Source organism: Paenibacillus sp. ALE2, from assembly GCF_054113385.1.
Window position 1 is genome coordinate 4,528,749 of record NZ_CM134213.1, and the last position, 25,252, is coordinate 4,554,000.

Annotated in this window: 1 protein-coding gene (running past one end of the window); it reads right to left on the reverse strand. The window is 53.3% G+C overall.

The genetic code is table 11. The features are described 5' to 3' along the window. Positions 1-25,252, reverse strand: the 3' portion of a protein-coding gene (locus ACXHJ1_RS19695) for a non-ribosomal peptide synthase/polyketide synthase (protein WP_457905093.1). The gene runs 17,039 nt beyond the window's last position; 25,252 of the gene's 42,291 nt are visible here — the last part of the coding sequence; its start codon lies beyond the right edge, outside the window — the gene reads right to left on this strand; the stop codon is at positions 1-3.

Here is a 25,252-nt window from a genome sequence, read left to right on the forward strand (position 1 = left end):
TTAGAAAATAAAGTCGATGGAATCCGGCGAGAAGCCTTCCGGCTGCTCGTCCGAGTTCACCTGAATTTCGCTTAATAGCAAATCTGGATTAGCTCCAACCTGGGACAGGATCGCTATCAAATCTCCGGTTAATCGTTCAATAGCATCTGCGCCAAACAGCTTCGTGCAATATTCAAAGGAACCCTTGATCTGCCCGTCTTCATCACTCATGGACAAGGTCAAATCGAATTTGGAGGTCCTGTGTTCCTTAACATAAGGACTAAAGGACAGCGTTTCAAGTTGCGCTTCCTGTGACTCTGTATTTTCCAGTACAAACATGGTGTCAAACAACGGATTACGGCTTGCATCCCGCGCTACATCCAGCTTTTCCACCAGTTCTTCAAGCGGATAATCCTGATGCTCGAAGGCTTGCAGCGTACGTTCTCGGGCTTCCAGCAGGTAGCTGTGGAACGTTTGGTTGCCCTGCGGCTGGTGCCGGATGGCTAGTGTATTAACGAACATGCCGATCAGTGGCTCCAGTTCAGGCAACAAGCGGCCTGCTACCGGCGTACCAATGATCAAATCGTCCTGACCACTGTATTTGGACAGCAGGACGGTATAGGCACTCAGTAGCACCATGTACAGCGTACTTCCGGTCTGTGCCGCGATTCGGCGCAGTTGCTCGGATACATTCGAGTCAACAGTAAATTCATACATTGCTCCCTCGAAGCTGCGAACAGCAGGTCTAGGGTAAGCAATCGGCAGCTCCAGTACAGGCAACTCTCCGGCTAAATGCTCCAGCCAGAACTGTTCCCGGCGTTGGTATGATTCACGCTGCATTTCATGCTGCTGCCACACGGCATAGTCCTTGTACTGAATGGGCAGCGGTGCCAAGGCCTGTCCCTCGTACAGTTGTCCCAGCTCCTGCACGATATTGTTAGACGACACACCGTCTGAAATAATATGGTGCATGTCGTACATCAGGAGGTGACGTTCGGGTCCGGTTTGAATGAGACGGACACGCAGCAGAGGTGCCTGCTGAAGATCGAAGCTGCGTACAAAAGACTCGATATAGGCTTCGGCTTCAGACTCATGGGCCTGCAGGCGCTCTACTGCAAACGCTACCTGATCGTAAACTCGCTGCACAACCTCACCATCCACCATTTCAAAGGAAGTTCGCAGCGTTTCATGGCGGGCTATTAACTGACGGAACGCATCCTCCAGTCGATCTACCTGAAGCGGCCCCTCCACGACTAATACACCCGGCATATTGTAGCTGACCTCCCCACCGTCCAGATGGCTCAAAATATACAGTCGTTTTTGAGCCGAGGAAACCGGATAGTAAGACTGTTTGGCAGCTGTAGGGATCACCGTATAGGTGTCTGTGCCCTGCGCGGTGATCAGCTGGGCTTGCTGCTCAATCGTAAAGTGCTGGAACACCTCACGCAGTGTAATTCGGCTGCCCAGTTCCTGATGGATTTTGGCCACCAGCGTCGTGGCCCGCAGGGAGTGTCCACCCATATCGAAGAATGAGTCGGTGACTCCTACGCTGGACAGCTTCAAGACATCCTGCCAGATTTGGGCTAGCTTGGCCTCCAGTGGCGTCCGCGGTGCCACATACTCCAGGCCTCCTTCAAGGCGTGCTTCTGGTGCTGGCAATGCCTTCCGGTCGATTTTCCCGTTGGGCGTCAGCGGGAAACGATCCAGCTGTACCACATACGTCGGGATCATGTAATCCGGCAGCTTCGGCTGCAGCGCATTTCGCAGTTCCGGTAGACTCAGCGACTCCGAAGCTACGATATAGGCACACAGATCCTTGTGTCCGTCTTCGTTTTCCCATGCCGTGACTACGGCTTTCTGAATGCCGTCCACGGTCAGCAGCTGTGCTTCCACCTCGCCCAGCTCGATCCGATACCCGCGAATTTTGACCTGATGGTCGATCCGGCCTAAATACTCGATACTGCCATCCAGCAGCCACCGTGCCAGGTCGCCTGTCCGGTACATACGGTTTGCGTAAGTGCTGTCCGCTGGATCAGCGGCCGTCGCATCAGCAAACGGATTCGGAACAAACTTCTCAGCCGTCAGTTCCGGCAGGTTGAGGTATCCTCGTGCGATACCTGCCCCTCCGATATAAAGTTCACCCGCGATACCGATCGGTACCAGCTGTTGTCGAGTGTTCAAGATGTACGCAGCCTGGTTGGCTATCGGCGTTCCGATGGATACCGTGTGCTCCCCTTTTTCCAGCAGTACATTCAGCGACTCTACATCTTCAATCGTATAGGCGGTTGCATCTACGGTCGCTTCGGTCGGACCATACACGTTCGTAATGACCGGATGATACCCGGACCATTTGTGCAGGAACCCCTGTACCAGCTGCACGGATAAGGCTTCGCCCCCGATCAGGTAATGCTTCACATCCGGCGCTTCTGTCACATTGACGCTTTCGTTCAAAATATGCAGATGCGCTGGTGTGCCGTCCGACAGATCAATTCGGTGCGTGCGGTAGTAGGCGATCAAATGCTCTCCGCTCAGGCTGACGTCACGGGATACCACATGCAGGGTATGACCTAGCAGCAAGCTGGCAAAGATCTGCTTCACCGAAGCGTCAAATACAAATGCGGACAGCCATGCGATGTGAAGCGGCTGATCATACCGACTGTACACTCGCTCATATAAAGCGTCTACCAGATTGCCGACACTGCCTTGCTCAATCATAACCCCTTTCGGCTGACCGGTTGTACCTGACGTGTAGATCATATAGGCCAGGTTATGCAGGCCGGCGACAGGGATCAGGTTGCTCGCATCCTGTGCTCCCCATTGAGCTTGAACGTCCTCATCGTCAAGAACGATAGCTTGTACTGTGGATGGCAAGCTCAGCGAAAGGCTGGCGGCTCTGCTGGTGATCACGACCTTTGCCCCACTGTCTTGGAGCATATAGTCGATCCGTTCCTGTGGATACATCGTATCCATTGGCACATACGCGCCTCCGGCCTTCAGTACCCCCAGAATGCTCACCAGAAGATCCGCAGAACGTTCCAGCAGTACGCCTACCGGTTGATCTGCTTCAACACCTTTCGCCCGTAACACACGGGCCAACCGGTTCGCCTGCTCATTCAGCTCAGCGTAGGTTAGACCTATGTCCCCAGATACAACGGCTATCCGCTCAGGGCTGTTTTTCGCTTGCTCTTCAAAACGCTCGCTGAGCGACAGACCTTGGAGTGTTCCACGCATGCTGTGCGCGTTCGGATCATTGAACACCTCCAGAATCTGTTCGGTTTCTTCGGTCGTAATCAGCTCCAGCTCACCCAGCTTCGCATCCGGGTTTACCGCCACGGCTTCGGCTAAGCGAATAAAGTGACGTGTCATCCGTTCAACGGTTTCCCGTTGATACAACGCAGTTGCATATTGCAATCCGAACTGGATGCCTGCCTCTTCCTCTCTGGCTTCCAGCGTGAAGTCAAACTTCGCTGGTGTTTGCTCCAAGCCGTATGGACGGAAGCTCAGATCTGCCAGTTGCAGTTCGCCTTCCTCGGTCGTTTGCAGGGTAAACATCGTATCGAACAATGGATGGCGGCTCATATCCCGCTTCACATTCAGCTTTTCCACCAGTTCCTCAAATGGATAGTCCTGATGCTCGTAGGCTTGCAGGGCCCGAACCTTCACTTCTTCCACGTAGCTGCGGAAGGTATGTTCCGCTGTCGGATAGTTTCGCAATGCCAACGTACCGACGAACATCCCGAGGATTGGCTCCAAATCGGCATGCGGTCGTCCGGCAATCGGCGTGCCGACAACGATGTCCTCTTGGCCACTATATTGATGCAAGAGTGCGGTGTATGCCGCCAGCAGCACCATATACAGGGTAGAGCCTGTGTGCGCCGCCAGTTCCTTCAGGCGTTCGCTCACTTCGCGTTCCAGCCCAAACACCACGGTATCGCCTGCCGTACTTCGTATCGACGGACGGGCAAAGTCCGTCGGTAGATCCAGTACAGGCAGTTCCCCCCGGAAGGTGTCCAGCCAGTAGGCTTCCTGACGCTGCATCCATTCCTGATGGGTCTCACTTTGTTGCCATACAGCATAATCTTTGTACTGAATCCGCAATGGCGCTAGCTGTTCACCGTCATACAAGCGGACAAATTCATTAGTTAGTACCCCCATAGACACCCCATCCGAAACGATGTGGTGCATGTCGAGCATGAGTACATGCTGCGGTTCCTGCTCAGTTCCGGATACGCCCAGATCTACTAGGCCCACCCGCAACAGCGGCGCAGCTTTGAGATCAAACGGACGGACAAAGCAACTCACCAGCTCATCCACTTCCTTGCCGACCCTCGTGTCTGTATCCGTAGTCGCACCTTCTTCTTGTACCTTCGTATATTCCACCTCGAACGGCACAGTGTCCTCAACCCATTGCATCGGCTCACTGTCGATCAGATCAAAGCGGGTGCGCAAGGACGCATGACGGGCGATCAGTTGACGGAATGCATGTTCCACTCGCTTCACGTCCAGCGGACCGCTCACTTGCAGCACCGATGGCATGTTGTAGTTCACATCCTGCGGATCGAACTGATGTAGCACGTACAGTCGTTTTTGCGCCGAGGACAGGGGATAGAAGCTACGTTCTTCCGTTACCGGAATGGACGCATACGTTACTTGATCCAGCTGTTCCAATACAACGGCCAGTTGCTCAATCGTTGGTGCTTCAAAAATACTGCGCAGGGGAAGCGGCTTGTTCAGCTCCTTGTGAATCTTCGAGGCCAGTGTCGTCGCCCGCAGTGAATGTCCACCAATCTCAAAGAAGTTTTCCTTTACGCCGACCTGCGTCAGGCCTAGCACATCCTGCCAAATCTGCGCCAGCTTCACTTCGACCCACGTTCGCGGTGCAACATAGTCGGCTCCGGTTTGCAGGCTGTCTTCTGGTGCTGGCAGGGCCTTGCGGTCGATTTTGCCGTTTGGTGTCAGCGGCATCTGCTCCAGCTGTACCAGATAGGAAGGGATCATGTAACCTGGCAGCTTCTGGCTCAAAGTGCTGCGTAGCACACTTGCGACAACTTCCTCATTGGCGACCACATAAGCACAGAGCTGCTTTTGCCCTTGCTCATCTTCTCGTGCGATGACCACAGCTTCTTGCACTGCCTCCAGCTTCAACAGCTGCGTTTCTACCTCGCCCAGTTCGATTCGGTAGCCCCGAATTTTCACCTGCGCGTCGATCCGCCCCTTATATTCCAGCGTACCGTCTGCATTCAAGCGTACCATGTCGCCTGTGCGATAGCAGCGTTCTCCACTGCGGAACGGGCTGTCGATGAACTTTTCGGACGTCAGGTCCGGACGGTTGCGGTATCCACGTGCCACCCCGTCACCGCCTACCAACAGTTCACCCCATACCCCGACGGGCTGAAGCCGCATCGAATGGTCCACGACATACGCTGTCGAATTATGGATCGGTCTGCCAATTGGCACTGATTCCGATTGCACACCGATGATCGCATGCACTGTTGAAAAGGTCGTATTTTCAGTCGGGCCATAGATGTTACTAATTCGCAGGGATGGATGGGCCTCCAGCACCCGGTTCATATGTGGTACGGACATTACATCACCACCGACCAGCAGCTCCCGTATCCCCTCGAACAGCGTCAAATCCTGTTGAGACAGCTGGTTAAAGAGCGGTGTGGTCAAAAACATCGTGGTAATGCCGTAGCTGTGGACAGCATCCTTAAGCTTGAGCACATCCAAAATGACATCCTGACTCACTAGCACAAGCTGTCCACCGTTTAATACAGATCCCCAAATTTCGAAGGTGGATGCGTCGAAAACAATAGCGCCTGTCTGCAATATGCGCGTGTCAGCATCCAACTGTGCGTAGTTTGTATTTTTCACCAAACGTACGACATTGCGATGCTCCACCATAACACCCTTCGGCTGCCCCGTCGTACCCGACGTATAGATCACATACGCTAGATCGTTCGGACCGGACAACGGCTCCAGGTTAGAACCATCCTCGTGATACACACTTTGTGCCCCATTCAGCACCAGCATGTGACCGTCAAAAGCTACCTTGTCCACCAGATGGCTTTGCGTCAACAACAGCTCTGTTCCCGAGTCGTCCAGCATGTAGCGGATACGCTCTTCCGGATACGCCGGATCGATAGGTACATATGCGCCTCCGGCTTTCAAAATCCCTAACATGCCCACGATCATGTCTATCGAGCGTTCGGTCATCAGACCCACCAGCCGATCTTTTGTCACGCCTTGACTGCGCAAAGTACGAGCCAGACGATTCGCACGTTCATTCAGCTCGCGATAACTCAACTGCTCTCCTTCGAAGTACAACGCTGGCTGCTCTGGTGTGTGCGCCGTTTGTGTCTCAAACAGACCATGGATCGTTTGCTGGCTTGGATACTCGGCGGCTGTATCTCCCCATACGCTGAGAATTTGCTCGCGTTCCTGCTCGCTTAACACATCCAGCTCTTGCACCCGAATGGCCGGATTCGCTACCACTTGTTCCAGTAGCTGTATTAAATGTCCCTGAGTCCGTTCCACGGCTTCCCGATCAAATATTTTTGTATTATATTCGAATCGGATTTTCATCGCTTCCTGCGGCATGACGACCAGATTGAAATCATAGTTCGTTTGTTCAATCATGCCTGCATTGCTGATTACAAAATCCGACGCTGCACCTTCGCCAAGCTGCTCGACCTGCTCCTCCACCGGATAGTTTTCAAACACGATAATGTGGTTGATCAGCTCTTGCTTTTGCTCGGTCAAGGCTTGAATTTCATACAGCGGGTACGTCTCATAATCTTGAGAAGCCAGCGCCTGCTGCTGATTCACTCTGATCAGGTCGGCAAAGGTGTCCTCAGCTCCACTGCGGATACGTACGGGAATGGTGTTAATGAACAAGCCCACCATATTTTCGATCCCCGGAATATCAGCTGGACGACCCGACACAACACCGCCAAAGACGGCATCATCACTACTGTTGTACTTTTGAAGCAGTAAGCCCCAGGCTGTTTGCAGTAATGTATTCGGGGTCACGTGGTACTGCTTGGCTACCATTTCCAGGCGCCCTGTCAAATCCTTACCTAGATCGCACAACACATGCTCAAATTGTGCACCGTCCGCTTTTGCGCCGACTTTTCCGGTTGGAATCGACGTTTGTTGATCATAGCCCAGCAAATAATCTTTCCAGTATGAGGTTGCTGCTTCTACATCCTGGGCTTCAAGCCACTCAATATACTGACTGTATGGAGTCACCGGGGCGAGCTTTGGTTCTCTATGTTCTACGGCTGCAAAATAAGCCTCAAACACCTCATCCGTTACCAACGCCACACACCAGCCATCCATTAGGATGTGATGAGAGCTCCACACAAAGTAATAATCCTCATCACCTGTCCGTAAAATCGCCACGCGCATCAACGCATCCCGGGACAAATCGAATCCGGCTGCCTTGTCCTGGCGAATAAATTCCTTCACATATGCGTCACGTTCCTGATCATCCAAATGACGCAAATCTTCATAGCTGAAACCAACATCCTTGCGCCGGAAAATCACCTGCACGGGCTCATCCTGCCAGCCGCTAATGAAATTAGCTCTAAAGATCTCATGCCGCTGCGCCAAATGATTCAAGCTATCTTGGAAAATATCTGCTTGGAAGCGACCACGCAAGTCAAAGGTCGTTTGTTCAAAATAAGCCCCTGACGCTGCATCCATCAGGCTATGGAACAACATGCCTTTTTGCATCGGTGTCAAGGCATATACATTTTCCAGTTCCCCGATGTCACGAGTCCGCTCTACTAACTGATCCAGCTCGGCCAAGGTTACATGTTTAAGCTTGACATCGCTTGGCGTCAGCTCCTGCTGTTTGCGGTCCGCGCAATGTGCGATGATGTCCTGCAGGCTGGTTCTGAGCGCTTCGGCTAGCTGCTCCATCGTTTCCTTGCGATATTCCTGATGGCTGTAGCTGATCGTCAATTGCAATTGACCTTCTGAAATCAGTCCGTTCAGATCCAGCGTGTGCGATCTGGCTGCATGTGCGCTCAGCTCGGCACCGCTAGCGTAAGGAGACACGCCAATGGATTGATTTTGCATATCCTGATCAAATTGTCCCAAATAGTTAAAGCTGATTTCAGGTTCGGTTCCAAAACGCTCTTGCTCACATGCCGCGGACAGGTATCTCAGCATACCGTAGCCAATACCCTTTTGCGGAATCCGGCGTAACCCTTCTTTCACCTGTTTGATGCGCTGTGAAAGATCTTGCCCCGCGCCTATATCCAGCACAACCGGGAATTGGGTCGTAAACCAGCCAACAGTACGCGTAATATCCAGCTCCGGCAGAATGGATTCCCGTCCATGGCCTTCCAGGTTGACGAGCACTCGTTCAATCCCCGCCCAGCGATGAATAGCCAGGCCGAGTGCGGTCAGCAGCAAATCATTCATATCCGTGTTGTAGGCACGATGTGCTTGTTTTAACAGCTGCTCCGTTTCTTGAGCTGTCCACGTGACTGTCATGAGCTCGCTGTCTTTATTCAAGGAATGAGAAGGGGATTCGTCTTTTGGAAGCGGCTCATACACCCCTTGTTCCATTTCTCTCCAGAAGGCAAGCTCTGCTGCCATTTCTGGACCGTTCGCATAGTGAGACTGTCCCTCAGCCCAGGTACGGAACGAATCCGTTTTGTGTGGAAGACGAGCCGGTTGTCCGTTCAATGCTTGTTCGTAGGCTGTCGTAAGATCCTCGAACAAAATGCGCCAAGAAACGGTATCTACTACTAAGTGATGAATAGCTATCAGCAAATGATCTCCATCGGGGCAATGGAACAGCCCCAGCTTCACCAGCGGTCCTTCGCTTAAATGAATCCCCGCCTGAATTTCATTCGCTTTGGCCTCAATCGCCGCAGACACTTCCGACTCCTTCCTGAAGTCTGCCTGATCCAGCGTATACAGCTCACCCTCACCCACCGCGCGATTCCAAGCTTCATACCCGTGTTCGGTAGGACGGAAAACGATCCGCAGTGCATCGTGATGACTAACCATTTGATCCATCGCTGTGCGCAGTGCCGCTTCATCAAAACCATCCTTGCTATGCAGCATGATGGACTGGTTGTGATGATGAGCATCCGCCAGGTTTTGCTCCAAGAACCAGTGTTGAACGGGTGTCAGCTTCACCGCGCCTACCACTTCGCTTTGATCCGCCAATCGGGTAACGGATTGGACTTTCGGCGCCAATGCAGACACCGTTGGATGGCTGAACAGGTCTTTCATCTCCAGTCGATAGCCTGCTTGTAGCAAGCGGGACGATACTTGCAGCGCTTTGATCGAATCGCCGCCCAGCTCGAAGAAGTTATCCTGCGTGCCTACGGCCTCCACGCCGAGCACTCCGGCCCATACCGCAGCCAATACTTGCTCCACCTTGGTACGCGGGGCTACATAGGCTGCTCCCGTATGGATGCTGCCTTCCGGTTCCGGCAAGGCCTTACGGTCAATTTTGCCGTTGCTGGTCAGCGGGATCGTCTCCAGTCGCATCAGCCGTGCTGGCACCATGTGCGCTGGCAGTCCGGCTTCCAGCGCGGCCTGTACTTCCTCGATCCGCAGCTCGGTTTCTCCCGTGATGTATCCGCACAAATACTTGTGTCCACGCTCGTCCGTCCGGTCGATGACTACGGCTTGACGCACACCCGGCACCCGCTGAATCGCCGTTTCAATCTCGCCCAACTCGATCCGATAGCCCCGGATTTTGACTTGATAGTCCATCCGGCCGATAAAGTCTACATTGCCGTCTGGCATCCACCGTGCCAAATCGCCAGTGCGATACAAACGTTCACCCGGTACGTACGGGTTCACTACGAATTTCTCGGCTGTCAGGTCCGCACGGTTCAGGTACCCCCGTGCGACCCCGATGCCGCCGATGCACAACTCGCCCAGTACGCCGATCGGCACTGGATTCAACTGGCTGTCTACGATGTAGAAGCGTGCGTTCAGCCATGCCTGACCAATCGGCACATTCCCGCTGCTTGGCAGCTTCGACAGCTCTTCGTCGTAGAAGCTGGAGTCGATCGCCGCTTCCGTGACGCCATAGCTGTTGATGATACGGATATCTGCGCCAAACCGTTCTTGCAGCACTCGGTAGTCCGTCACGCTGCAGCTGTCTGAGCTCGTAATCAGCAGCTCCAGACTGCTCATGTCCAGCCCGTGTTCATGCACATGCTGCATAAACGGTACGATCAAGGCTGGCGTCGATTCGAACACGGTAATCTGATAATCGCGAATCCAGCCATATAGACGGCTTGGATCAATGCGGTCGTCTTTCGGACAGATGACCATCGTGCCACCATTATAGAGCGTCCGTGCAATATCGCCGACGAACACGTCGAAGGAGAAGCTGGCCAGTTGCAGCAGACGTACCGGGAACTGGTTCAGACGGTAATCCCGGCGATAGGCCGCAGCCGTGTTCACCAAGCTGCGATGCTCGATCATGACGCCCTTCGGACGCCCGGTTGTACCGGACGTATAGATCACATACGCCAGATCGTGCGGCTCGTTGATGTGATCGACGTCTGTGACATCTCCGGTATACAGCGACTCATCGTCTAATGCTAGTACAGTGTGCAGACGCAGCCCTGTTGCCAGCTCGGATGCTGCTTCGCGGCCAGACTTCGAATCTGATTTCAAGCTTACACCCTCATTGAGGCTGTCTCTTTCCATCGTTTCAGCGCTAACCGCTGTTTCCAACTCACCCTCGGTCTTTCCTTCGCCCAGAGCCCCTTGGCTTTCATTCAGCCATGCTTGCGTGCGCTCCTGCAAACTGGTTTGAGTCAACAGCACCGTCGCACCGCTGTCCTCCAGCATGAAACGAATCCGTTCGGACGGATAGTCTGCATCCAGCGGCACATAGGCGCCTCCAGCCTTCCATACCGCTAGTACGCCGACCAGCATGTCTACCGAGCGTTCACTCAGAATGCCGACAATGGATTCGCGTCCAATGCCTTCTTTTCGCAGTCTGCGCGTCAATTGGTTCGCACGCTCGTTCAGCTGGCGGTACGTAAGCTGCTGCTCCTCGTACACCACCGCCACATGATCTGGCACAAGCTGTGCCTGTTCTTCCACATAGGCATGGAATAAGACTTCTGCTTCAGCCGCAACCTCCGATACGCCTACATCTCCAAAACCATAGAGGATTTGTGCCTTCTCCTCGACAGTTACCATATCCAGAGCTGCCAGTGGCTGCTGTGGATGAAGTGTAATCGCACGTACGAGTTCAGTAAAATGCTGTGCCAAGCGTGCGATGGTCTCCGGCTTGTACAGCGCCGTGCTGTATTCCAAACTACACAGAATACCTTCTGGCTGCTCTACGGCATCCAAGGTCAGATCAAATTTGGATGTATGATTGTCCGTCGGATACGGCTTGAAGGCCAGACCTTCCAGCTCGAACTCCTGCTGCTCAAATGTTTTCAGCTCAAACATCGTGTCAAACAGCGCATTCCGGCTCGTATCCCGCGTTAAATTCAGCTTTTCAACCAACTCTTCAAACGGATATTCCTGATGCTCATACGCACGGAGCGCATGCTCTTTGACCTCTTGCAGATAATCTAGGAACGTTTTGTCGCCACACGGATAATTGCGAATCGCCAGCGTGTTGAGGAATACGCCTACCAGGCTCCCCAGTTCCGCATGTGGTCTTCCGGCAATCGGCGTGCCGACGATGATATCCTCTTGACCCGTGTATTTATGCAAAAGCGTGCTATACGCTGCCAGCAACACCATGTACAAGGTAGAGCCAGTTTGCGCGGCCAGCTGCTTCAGCTGCTCGCTGTCCTCCATACGGATCGCAAACTCAAATCGAGTTCCTTCCAGACGCTGTACAGCAGGTCTTGTAAAATCCGTTGGCATATCCAGCGCCGGGATTTCACCAGACATGGTTTTCAGCCAATAGCTTTCTTGCGCACGAAGGCGTTCACTTTGCATATCTGCATGCTGCCAAACCGCATAGTCCTTGTACTGAATCCGCAATGGCGGCAGTTCCTGGCCTTCATACAATTGAGAGAACTCCTGCACGATAATGCCTTCCGTGACGCCATCCGAAATAATATGGTGCATGTCATAGAGCATGACGTGACGCCCCGGTCCGTTTTCGATCAACTGAACCCGCAGCAATGGGGCTTGTGCGAGATCAAATGCACGTACAAAGTCTTGTACGTACTGCGGTGTCTCTTCTTCGCTTGCCTGTACATACTCCACGCTGAATGGGGCGCTGGATTCAATCCACTGAATCACCTCACCATCCACCATATCGAATCGGGTTCGGAGGGCCTCATGACGGGCAATCAGCTGGCGGAAGGCTTGTTCCAGTCGTTTTTTATCCAAGGAACCTTCGATAATCAAAGCTCCTGGCATGTTGTAGCTAACCTCTCCACCTTCCAGGTGACTCAGAACGTACATCCGTTTTTGTGCCGAGGAAACGGGGTAATATTCGCGCTCCTCTGCAACAGGTATGGATACATACGTTTGCTGGGTCTGATCTTCACCCATCACCTGTACCAATTGCTCAATCGTCGGATATTGGAAAATATCTCGCAAGGCCAGCTTGTGATTCAGCTCCTGATGGATTTTCGCCATCAGTGTAGTAGCGCGCAGCGAATGTCCTCCCGCTTCAAAGAAGTTATCCTGGATGCCTATTTGGTGATGATTCAGAACGCTTTGCCAAATACGTACCAGCTGCTCTTCCAGTTCTGTGCGCGGCGCCACGTACTCCGTGCCTCCTTCGAGGCGCGCTTCCGGTGCGGGCAACGCTTTGCGGTCGATTTTCCCATTCGGTGTCAGCGGGAAACGATCCAGGGGTACGACGTAGGTCGGGATCATATAGCCCGGCAGTTTGGGCTGGAGTATGCTGCGCAGCTCCGGCAAATTCAGCGCCTCCGAGGCTACGACATACGCACACAGATCCTTGTCTCCGTCTTCGTTTTCCCAGGCGGTGACGATGGCTTTCTCAATGCCATCCACAGTCAGCAGCTGCGCTTCCACCTCGCCCAACTCGATCCGGAAGCCCCGGATTTTGACCTGATCATCCATCCGGCCGATAAAGTCCACATGGCCGTCTGGCATCCACCGCGCCAAGTCGCCGGTACGATACAGTCGTTCACCCGGCACGTACGGGTTCGCTACGAATTTCTCCGCCGTCAGGTCCGCACGGTTCAGGTACCCCCGTGCCACACCAGCACCGCCAATGCACAGCTCGCCCAGTACGCCAATCGGGACCGGATTCAGCTGGCTGTCCACGATATAGAAGCGTGCGTTCAGCCACGCCTGACCAATCGGCACATGGCCGCTGCTTGGCAGCTTCAACAGTTCTTCGTCGTAGAAGCTGGAGTCAATCGCCGCTTCCGTAACACCGTAGCTGTTGATGATGCGGATCTCCGCACCAAACCGCTCCTGCAGCACTCGGTAGTCTGTCACACTGCAGCTATCCGAGCTCGTGATGAGCAGCTCTAGACTACTCATATCTAGTACGTGTTCATGTACATGCTGCATAAACGGTACAATCAAAGCTGGAGTCGATTCGAACACCGTGATTTGGTAGTCACGAATCCATCCGTGGAGACGGCTAAAATCAATCCGGTCGTCTTTCGGACAGATAACCATCGTTCCACCATTATAAAGTGTCCGCGCAATATCACCGACGAACACGTCGAAGGAGAAGCTAGCCAGTTGTAGCAGTCGTACCGGGAATTCGCTCAGGCGGTAATCCCGACGATAGGCCGCAGCGGTATTCACCAAGCTGCGATGTTCGATCATGACACCTTTTGGACGTCCGGTTGTCCCAGACGTGTAGATCACATACGCCAGATCGTGCGGTTCATTGATCGGCTCGATATTCGTGGCATCCCCGGTGTAGAGTAACTCATCGTCCAATGCCAGTATGGTTTGCAGGCGCAGCTTTGTTGCCGATTCAGATGCTGCTTCGCTGTCAGACTTCGAATCTGATTTCAAGCTCAAACCTTCATTCAGATTGTCCCTTTCCATCGTTTCAGCGCTAACTGCCGTCTCCAGCTCACCCTTAGCATTTTCATCGCCCAAAGCCCATTGGCTTTCCTCCAGCCATGCTTGTGCGCGCTCATGCAATCCCGTCTGAGTTAACAGTACCGTCGCACCACTGTCCTCCAGCATGAAACGAATCCGTTCGGATGGATAGTCTGCATCCAGCGGCACATAGGCGCCTCCGGCTTTCCACACCGCCAATACACCGACCAACATATCCACCGAGCGTTCACTCAAAATGCCGACAATCGACTCGCGTCCAATGCCTTCCTTTCGCAATTTACGCGCCAATTGGTTTGCACGTTCATTCAGTTTGCGGTACGTCAGCTGTTGCTCCTCATACACCACCGCCACGTGATCCGGCACAAGCTGGGCTTGTTCTTCCACATAGGTATGGAACAGGGCTCCCGCTTCAACAGCATCAGCACCTAATACCCCCACATTTCCAAATCCATCGATGAGTTGCTCTTTTTCCTCGGCGGTTACCATATTCAAAGCTGCCAGGGGCTGCTGTGGATGATAGGCAATAGCTCGAACGATTTCCGCAAAATGCTGTGCCAATCGCGTCATGGTCTCCGGCTTGTACAGCGCCGTGCTGTATTCCAGACTGCACAGAATACCTTCTGGCTGCTCTATGGCCTCCAAGCTCAGATCAAACTTGGCCGTATGATTGTCCAGTGGATAGGAGCTCAAGGTCAGACCTTTCAGCTCGAACTCCTGCTGCTCCATTGTTTTCAGCTCAAACATCGTGTCAAACAGCGCATTCCGGCTCGTATCCCGCGTTACATTCAGTTTTTCAACCAGTTCTTCAAACGGGTAGTCCTGATGCTCATACGCACGGAGCGCATGCTCTTTGACCTCTTGCAGATAGTCCAGGAACGACTTGTCGCTGGACGGATAATTGCGCATCGCCAGCGTGTTGATGAATACACCAACCAGACTCTCCAGTTCGGCATGCGGTCGTCCGGCAATCGGTGTGCCAACGACGATGTCCTCTTGGCCTGTGTATTTGTGTAAGAGCGTGGTGTACGCCGCCAACAACACCATATACAGAGTAGCGCCGGTGTGTGCCGCCAGTTCTTTCAGGCGTTCACTAACCTCACGCTCTAGTACAAATTCGATCGTATCCCCTGCCGTACTCTGCACCGCTGGGCGGGCAAAGTCAGTAGAGAGATCCAGTACAGGTAGTTCACCTTGGAAGGTGTCAAGCCAGTACGCTTCCTGACGCTGCATCCATTCCTGATGGGCCTCGCTTTGCTGCCATACGGCATAATCTTTGTACTGAATCCGCAAAGGCGCTAGCTCTTCACCGCCATACAGGCGGACAAACTCATCGGTCAGGACCTCCATGGACACCCCATCCGAGACGATATGGTGCATGTCGAGCATGAGCAAATGCTGGGATTCCTGCTTCGCTCCTTGAACGCCCAGATCCACCAAGCCTACCCGCAGCAGCGGCGCAGCTTTGAGATCAAACGGACGGACAAAGTGCCGCACCAGCTCTTGTGCTTCTATGTTGACTCTTGTGTACGTATCTGTAGTTGTGTCCTGATCTGTGTCCACAGTCGCACCCGCTGCTTGTACCTTCGTATATTCCACCTCGAACGGCACAGCGTCCTCAATCCATTGCATCGGCTCGCTGTCGATTAGCTCAAAGCGGGTACGCAAGGTTGCATGGCGGGCAATCAGTTGACGGAATACATGTTCCACTCGTTTCACATCCAGCGGACCGCTCACTTGCAGCACCGACGGCATGTTGTAATTCACATCCTGCGGGTCGAACTGATGCAGCACATACAGTCGTTTTTGCGCCGAGGATAACGGGTAGAATGTGCGAGTTTCCGTTACCGGAATCGATGCATATGCCACTTGATCCAGCCCCTCCAGCACAGCTGCCAGCTGCTCAATGGTTGGGGCTTCAAAAATACTGCGCAGAGGAAGCGGCTTGTTCAGCTCTTGGTGAATCTTCGAGGCCAGTGTCGTCGCCCGCAGCGAGTGTCCGCCAATCTCGAAGAAGTTTTCCTTCACGCCGACCTGCGCCAGACCCAGTACATCCTGCCAAATTTGTGTCAGCTTCACTTCCACCCACGTCCGCGGTGCGACATAGTCGGCTCCGCTTTGCAGGCTGCCTTCCGGTGCCGGCAATGCCTTGCGGTCAATTTTTCCATTGGGACTCAGCGGCATTTGCTCCAGCTGTACAAAGTACGATGGCACCATGTAGCTTGGCAGCTCTCGGCCCAGCTCACTTCTCAGCTCGCTGGCACGGATTTCTTGCCCCGCGACATAGTACGCCACCATTTGTTTTTGGCCCGTTTCATCCGCACGAGCCATGACCACCGCTTCTCGTACCGATTCCACTTGGAGTAGCTGCGTTTCGACCTCGCCCAGCTCAATCCGGTACCCACGGATTTTCACCTGATGGTCAATCCGGCCTAAGTATTCAATGTTGCCGTCTGGCATCCATCTCGCCAAGTCACCAGTGCGGTATATCCGTTCATACCCAGCTTCCCCGCCGGCAAACGGATCGGCAACAAATTTCTCGGCCGTTAGCTCCGGACGGTTCAGGTAACCGCGGGCTACGCCGACACCGCCGATGCACAGCTCCCCTGCAACCCCAATCGGCTGCAATTGCTCCGTGCCTTCCTTCACGATGTACAGACGGATATTTTGAATCGGTTTTCCGATCGGAATCACCGCATATGCCTCATCCGGCTCGCAATCAAAGTACGATACGTCCACCGTTGCTTCGGTTGGTCCATACAGGTTGACTAGTTTCGCTCCGGCCAGGCTCGACACGAGCCGCTGGAACCGGGCCACATGCTGTGGCGGCAACGCTTCACCACTGGCAAAGACATGGCGCAGCGTGCCCAGCTTCGCTTGCATTACTTCCCGTGGCTGCTGCTCCACATACTCCAGGAACGCATGCAGCATGGCCGGTACAAAGTGTATCGTGCTCACACCGTCGCTGGCAATCGTGTCGACGATGTCTTCCGGGTTCTTTTCTCCGCCGACGGACAACAGGCTTACCTTCGAGCCGACCATCGACCACCAGAACAGCTCCCACACCGACACGTCGAAGGTGAAGGCGGTCTTTTGCAGAATCGTATCTTCCGCACTCAAGCCATAACGTTCATGCATCCACAAAATCCGGTTCAGCACGGAATGGTGCTCCACCATCACGCCCTTTGGTTTTCCCGTAGAGCCAGAGGTATAGATGACATAGGCAACATGATGCGGTCCAGCTAGGGGCTCCAAATTTGATCCGTCTTCGTGATAAATATCCTTGCCATCTTGCTCCTGACGATCCAGCACCAGCACCTGGCCGTCAAAACTCAGCGACGCTTGCTCCGCCAGATGCGCTTGCGTTAGCACTAGCTTCGCTTCCGAGTCCTCCAGCATAAAGCGGATACGATCGGCCGGATATTCCGGATCAATCGGCACATAGGCTCCGCCGGCCTTCAGGATCGCGTAGATGCCTACGATCATGTCCAGCGAACGGTGAATCAGAATGCCCACCGGCTGATCCGGCTGAGCCCCTTGCGCACGCAAGGTCCGGGCCAAACGGTTAGCCCGCTCGTTCAGCTCCGCGTAGGTCAACGACTCTGCACCACACAGTACTGCCACTTGCTCCGGTGTATTCGCTACCTGCTGCTCAAACAGACTGCTTAGCGTCTGATCCTGCGGATAGGCTGCTGCCGTATCTCCCCACACCTGAACGATCTGTGCCTGCTCTTCCGCTGTCACCAATGCCAGCTCATTCACTCGGATATGCGGATTGTCAATAATTTGCTCGATGACATGCAGTACATGTCCCTGCATCCGCTCGATCGTAGACCGATCGTACACATTCGCGTTGTATCTAAACATGATCCGGAAGGTTTCATCTGGCATCACAATCAAGTCCAGATCATAGTTCGTTTGCTCGACAACCTCTACATTCGTAATGTCAAACGCGGATGGACGAACTTCACCCAGCTGCTCGACTTGTTCCTCGACCGGATAGTTCTCAAATACCATAATGTGGTTAATCAGATTTTGCTTCTGCTCGGTCAGCGCCTGAATCTCATACAGCGGGAAGCTGTCATAGACGCCTGAAGCCAGCGCTTGCTCCTGCGTTTTGCGCATGATGTCCACAAACGTGGCATTTCGCTCACTTTGAATCCGCACTGGGATGGTATTAATGAACAGGCCGATCATATGCTCTACACCCGGAATATCCGTCGGACGTCCAGATACGACACTACCGAATACAACATCCTCGTTGTTGTTATATTGCTGCAAAATAAGGCCCCACACGCTCTGCATCAGCGTATTAATCGTGACCTGCTGCTGCTTCGCAATCCGGTACATGGCTTCGCTCCACGTTGGATCCAGCTCTACCGTTATTTTTTCAGAAACATATTTGCTGGTATCGCTTGTTGTCGTAGACAGAACACTTTCGCTGCTATCCGCCACGTGGTCTTTCGATGAAGTATCTGCTCCAGGTAACAACGTCTGCTGTTCAAAGCCCGCCAAATAGCTACTCCAATACTCTTTTGCCGCACGTTCATCTTGGCGCTCTAGCCATTCGATATATTGGCCATACGGTGTGATCGGAGCAAGCTCCGGCTGTTTCTGCTCCAGCAGCGCAAAGTACGTACCAAACACCTCGCCCGTAACGAGCGACAAGCACCAGCCGTCCATGACAATGTGATGGAAGCTCCAGACCAAGTGATACGTTTCTTCATCGGTCTGCAATACCTGTACGCGCATCAGCGCATCCGTACCGAGATTAAAACCTCTCGCTTGGTCCTCCTGCTTAAACGCCTGGATATATGCCTGTTGCTCCGCTTTCGGCATTTCGCGTATATCCTTGAAGGAAAGATCGCTATTTTTATGACGGAACACGATTTGCAATGGCTCCAGACCATGTCCTGTTTCAAATTGATGGAAATTCGTCCGCAGCGCTTCATGACGCTGTGTCAGCAGATCCAGACTCTTACGGAAAATAGCAACATCAAAGCTGCCCTTTTGATCAAACGACGCTTGCTGGAAGTATGCGCCTGAGTCCGGCTCCATCAGACTATGGAACAGCATCCCCTTCTGCATGGGAGAAAGAGCATACACATTTTCAAGCTCGCCCACAGAAGCTGTTTGCTCCGTCAATTGCTCCAGCTGCTCCAGTGTCAAGCCTTTGAACAAGACATCGCTTGGCGTTAGCTCACTCCGCTCTTGGGAGGCACAATGCTTGATGACTTCCTGCAAGCTTTCCTGCAATAGCCGGGCAAACTTCTCTACGTTTTGCTGTTGGTATACATGGCTGTCATAACGAATTTCCAGGGTCAGCACGCCTGCTGTAATCATGCCGTTCACATTCAGCGGCTGCTCCAGTACGGTGTGGTCACTCAACGGCTCTCCACCTGGATGTGAAGACAGCGTGATCTCACCATTCTCCAAGTCCTGATCAAATTGTCCCAAATAGTTAAAGCTGATCTCAGGCTCCAGGCTCCAGGAGGAGGTAGCATCATCCTGTGACATATACTTCAACATACCGTAGCCAATGCCCTTATGCGGTACATGCCGCAGGTCCTCTTTTACCCGTTTGATGCGCTGCCCTACTTCTGCCTTTCCATCGACATCCAACAGTACTGGATACTGACTCGTAAACCAACCCACGGTACGTGTGATATCGATATCGGGAACAATAGCTTCCCGGCCATGGCCCTCCAGATTGACCAGCACACGCTCCTGACCGCTCCAGTTGTACAATGCGGTACCGAGTGCGGTTAACAGCAGATCATTGACCTCGGTGTGGTACGCACGATGTGCTTCCTGCAGCAGCAGTCGGGTGTCCTGTTCGCTCCACGCCACGCTCACCGTCTCACTGTCTCTGACCACAAAATGCTGTCCTGCCGCTCTTTCTTGATCCTTAGGTAGCGATGCGACTTCCGCGTGGGCAAGACGCTCCCAATATTCGCGTTCATTGTCGATGGCCGGACTGTTGGCATATTGAGACAAACGCTCTGCCCAAGTGGAGAACGAATCCGTTTTATATGGCAAGCGAATCGCTTCTCCCCGAACGGCCTGCTCATATCCAGTCGCAAAATCCTCAAACACAATCCGCCATGAAATGCCGTCTACAACCAAATGGTGAATGGCAATCAGTAAATGATCTCCATCTATGCAGCGGAAAAGTCCCAGCTTCACCAGCGGTCCTTCGTCTAGACGAATCGAGCTTTGGATGGCATTGGCTTTCGTTTCCATCGCCATCGCCACATCTGCCGCATCTTCGACGCCTGTCAAATCCACAACGTCCAGACTGTACAGCTGACCTTCATTCACACCGCGATTCCACGCTTCATAGCCCTGTTCGGTCTGACGGAAGACCATACGTAGCGCATCATGATGCTCCGTCACCTTGGTCATCGTTTGACGCAACGCGGCTTCATCAAAGCCTTCTGCTCGATACAGCATCACCGACTGGTTAAAATAATGCGGCTCTGCTGATGATTGTCCAAAGAACCATTGTTGAATCGGGGTCAGCTTAACACTTCCCGAAACCACGCCCTGATCGGCCGTACGACTCACTTTTTGTACATGACCGCTCAGCAGCGAAATGGACGGATATTGGAACAAATCCTTCATGTCCAGCTTGTAGCCCGCTTGCAGCAAGCGGGACGATACCTGGATCGCTTTGATCGAATCGCCGCCGAGGTCAAAGAAATTATCCAAAATCCCGATTCTCTTCGCTCCTAAGACAGACTGCCAAATCGAAACCAACGTCTGCTCCAGTGCTGTGCGCGGCTCTACATAATCCGCTCCGCTTTGCAGGCTGCCCTCCGGTGTCGGCAGGGCCTTGCGGTCGATTTTTCCGTTCGGTGTCAGCGGCATCTGCTCCAGCTGGATGAAGTACGAAGGCACCATGTAGTTGGGCAGTTCCTCACCCAGCAAGCTGCGTAGCTCACCCGCGCTGACTTCTCTTTCAGCGACATAGTACGCCACCAGTTGGTTTTGTCCCTGCTCGTCCGCTTGGGCCAGGACGATGACCTCTTGCACGTCCTCCACTTTCAATATTTGTGCTTCGACCTCGCCCAGTTCGATCCGGTAGCCCCGGATTTTCACTTGATGATCGATCCGGCCCAAGTACTCGATGTTGCCGTCGGGCATCCATCTCGCCAAGTCCCCCGTACGGTACATTCGTTCATAGCCTGCTTCGCCAGCCGCAAACGGGTTCGGTACAAATTTCTCCGCCGTCAGTTCTGGACGATCCAAATATCCACGCGCCAGACCCGGACCAGATACGCACAGTTCACCTGCTACGCCGACCGGAGCCAAATGTCCATGCACATCCAGCATGTACACCCGGTGATTCGGCATAGGACGACCGATGGAAATGAGTTGGCCTGCCCTTTCATCCTCGGATACCGGCCAGATGGACGTCGCCACCGAGTTTTCGGTTGGACCGTAGCCATTGTAGTACGCCACTTGATCCTTCCACTTGTATACCAATTCGGTGGAAGAGGCTGAGCCCGCAGTGAACAAAATACGCAGATTTGGCATCCGCTCCGGCTCCAGGTACACCGCATAGGTCGGCGGCAAAGCGGCCACCGTAATCCGGTGATCGGCCATATACTGCTCAAACCGTTCGTAGTTCAAAATCGTCTCTGTCGTTGGTACGTATAACGTGGCGCCGCAGAACAGCGCCTGGAAGATTTCCCAGCAAGCTGCATCAAACGAGTAGCTGGCGAACAGTAGCGCATGATCCGACGTACGGATCTTGAGCGTCTGATCAAAATACGTTTTCAGATTGCACAGCCCATGGTGCTCCAGCATCACGCCCTTCGGCTGCCCCGTCGTCCCTGACGTATAAATCACATACGCCAAATCATTCGGGCCGGACCACGGCTCCAGGTTGGAGCCATCCTCGTGATACACACTTTGTGCTCCATCCAGCACCAGCACTTGACCATCGATAACTGCTTTGTCCACCAGATGGCTTTGTGTTAACAGTAGCTTCGCTCCCGAGTCGTCCAGCATATAGCGGATACGTTCCTCCGGATAGGTTGGATCGATAGGAACATAGGCGCCCCCAGCCTTCAAAATCCCAAAGATGCCCACGATCATGTCCACCGAGCGCTCAGTCATCAGACCCACCAGACGATCCTTCGTCACGCCTTGACTGCGCAAGGTACGAGCCAATTGATTGGCGCGTTCATTCAGCTCACGATAAGTCAATTGCTCTCCTTCAAAGAATAAGGCTGTCTGCTCCGGTGTCTGCGCCGTTTGCGCCTCGAGCAAGCCGTGAATCGTTTGCTCGCTTGGATAGGTTGCCGCTGTATTGCCCCAGACCTCAACGATTTGCTCGCGCTCCTGCACCGTAACCATATCCAGCTCATGTACACGGATGTCCGGATTGGCTGTCACTTGCTCCAGTAGCTGCACCAGATGACCTCGAATTTGCTCTACACTTTCCCGTTCAAAGGTCAGGGCATTATAGCCAAAGCTCATGTGAATGGTATTCCCCGGCAGCACTACCACGTTAAAGTCATAGTTGGTCTGCTCGACAGACTCGGCTCCTGTGATGGTGAAGCTGGACGCCTCACCGCTACCTAATTGCTCGATTTGTTCCTCGACCGGATAATTCTCAAAAATAAGAATATGATTAATCAAATCCTGCTTAAGCTCTGACAGCCCCTGAATTTCATACAGCGGATACGTATCATACACATGGGAAGCAATCGATTGCTCCTGGGTTTGCTTCATCACGTCGGAGAATAGATTGTCCACTTGACTGCGGATACGCACCGGAATCGTATTGATAAACAGACCAATGATATGCTCCACGTTCGGAATGTCTGCCGGACGTCCAGATACCACGCTGCCAAACACGACATCATCGGTGCCATTATATTTTTGCAGCAAAAGGCCCCAAACGGTCTGCATCAACGTATTGATGGTCACCTGATAACGCTTGGCTATACGCTGAATACCAGTTGTTAGCTCTACGCCCAAATCAAAATCCAGACGCTCCGCCTGATACCCTGTTTTGCCCTGGATTTTTGCCTGTGGCAAACGGGACTGCTCCTCATATCCATCCAGAACCTTGCTCCAATAACTTGATGAGGCCTGACGATCCTGCTGCTCCAGCCATTCGATATATTGACTGTACGGGGTTACAGGGGCCAGTTTCGGTTGTTTATGAGCCAGGATCGCAAAATAGCTTGCAAACACTTCGTTTGTCACCAGTGACAAGCACCAGCCGTCCATCACGATATGATGGAAGCTCCATACAAAACGGTACGTATCCTCACCTGTGCGCAACACAGCGACACGCATCAAGGCGTCTTTTGCTAGATCAAAACCTCTTTGCTTGTCTTTACGTGTAAATTCGAGCATGTACTCGTTTTGCTGCTCTTCCTCCATATCCCGCAAATCCTCAACATACAGTTCACTGCGCTTATTCCGGTACACAACCTGAAGCGGTTCATCCTTCCAGCCGCTGTAGAAGTTCGTGCGCAGTACCGTATGCCGCTGCACCAAGACATCCAGACTGGCCGCAAATGCAGCGATATTAAAATGCCCTCGCAGATCAAAGGAGGCCTGTTCAAAATACGCTCCCGATTGCGAATCCATCAGATTGTAAAAGAGCATTCCCTTTTGCATTGGCGTCAGTGCGTATACATTTTCCAGCTCACCAATATGTGCCGCCTGTTCCGCAATCTGTTCCAGCTCTCCAGTCGTTAAGCCTTTGAAGGATACATCACTTGGCGTCAGTTCCGGTTGTTCCTGAGCGGTGCAATGCGCAATGATCTCTTGCAAAGCGGATTGCAGCAGTCCCGCCACACGCTCCAGCGTTTCTTTACGATACTGCTTACGGCTGTAAGCAATTGTCAAACGCAGCGTGCCTTCCGAGATCATCGCGTTTAAATCCAGCGTGTACGGCAAGCGGGAATGGGCATCCTCTGTCTCCCCTGCATGGTAGGACGACAACGTGATTCCACTGTTTTGCAGATCCTGATCGACTTGCCCCAAATAGTTAAAGCTAATTTCCGGCTCGGCTGCAATTGCATGTGCTTCACCTGATCCGGACGCAGGGGACAGGTAGCGCCAGGTGCCATAGGTCAGCCCTTTATGCGGAATCCGGCGCAAGCCTTCCTTCGTTTCTTTAATTCGCTGAGCCAGTGTCATTTCCTTGCTGGTCTCCAACAACACCGGATACAAGCTCGTAAACCAGCCGATCGTACGCGTAATATCCACCTCTGGCAGGATCGTTTCCCGGCCGTGTCCCTCCAGATTCACCAGCACATGGCCTGCGCCTGTCCAGCGGTGCATCGCGAGTCCCAGCGCAGTCAGCAGCAAATCATTGACCTCGGTGTTGTAGGCGCGATGAGCCTGCTTCAGCAGTTGCTCGGTTTCAGCTTCGGTCCACGCTACGGTCAGCACTTCGCTGTCTGCGTTCAAGGAGCCCTCATAGGCAAAATCCTTAGGCAGCGGCGTAGCTTCCGCTTTGGCCTGTTCCAGCTGCTTCCAGTACATGTCCTCCGCTGCCGCCTCTGGACGGTTGGCGTAAGAAGATAACTCCTGTGCCCAAGTTTGGAAGGAATCTGTTTTATAAGGCAATCGTACAGGTTCACCCTTGCTCGCCTGCTCGTAGCCTGTCGAGAAATCTTCGAACAGAATCCGCCACGACACTCCGTCCACCACCAAGTGGTGAATGGCGATCAGCAGATGGTCGCCTTCGGCTGTACGGAACCATCCCAGCTTCACCAACGGTCCTGCGGACAGGTCCATGCTGCTTTGAATTTCCGTTGCCTTCGCTTCCAGCGCTTCCGCATAGTTTTCCTGTTTACGGTAGTCCACTGTTTCCAGCGTATACAGCGTGCCTTCCTCTACAGCCCGTGTCCAAGCCGTATAACCAGCGGAAGTCTGACGGAAGACCGCACGCAGCGCATCATGATGCTTCACGAGGTGATCCATAGCCTTCCGAACCGCCGTCTCCTCAAAGCCCTCAGCGCGATAGAGCAGGACCGCTTGATTAAAGTGCTGTGGACGCTCGCGCTCCTGCGCAAAGAACCAATGCTGGATCGGAAGTAGCGCCGTTTCCCCGCTCACTTCTTCTTGATCTGCTATACGACGGACCTCATGCATATGCGGTGCCAGGGCTGCAACTGTCGGATATTGGAACAAATCCTTCATGTCCAGCTTATAGCCAGCCTGGAACGTACGAGATGCGATTTGGATGGCTTTGATAGAATCGCCGCCCAGATCA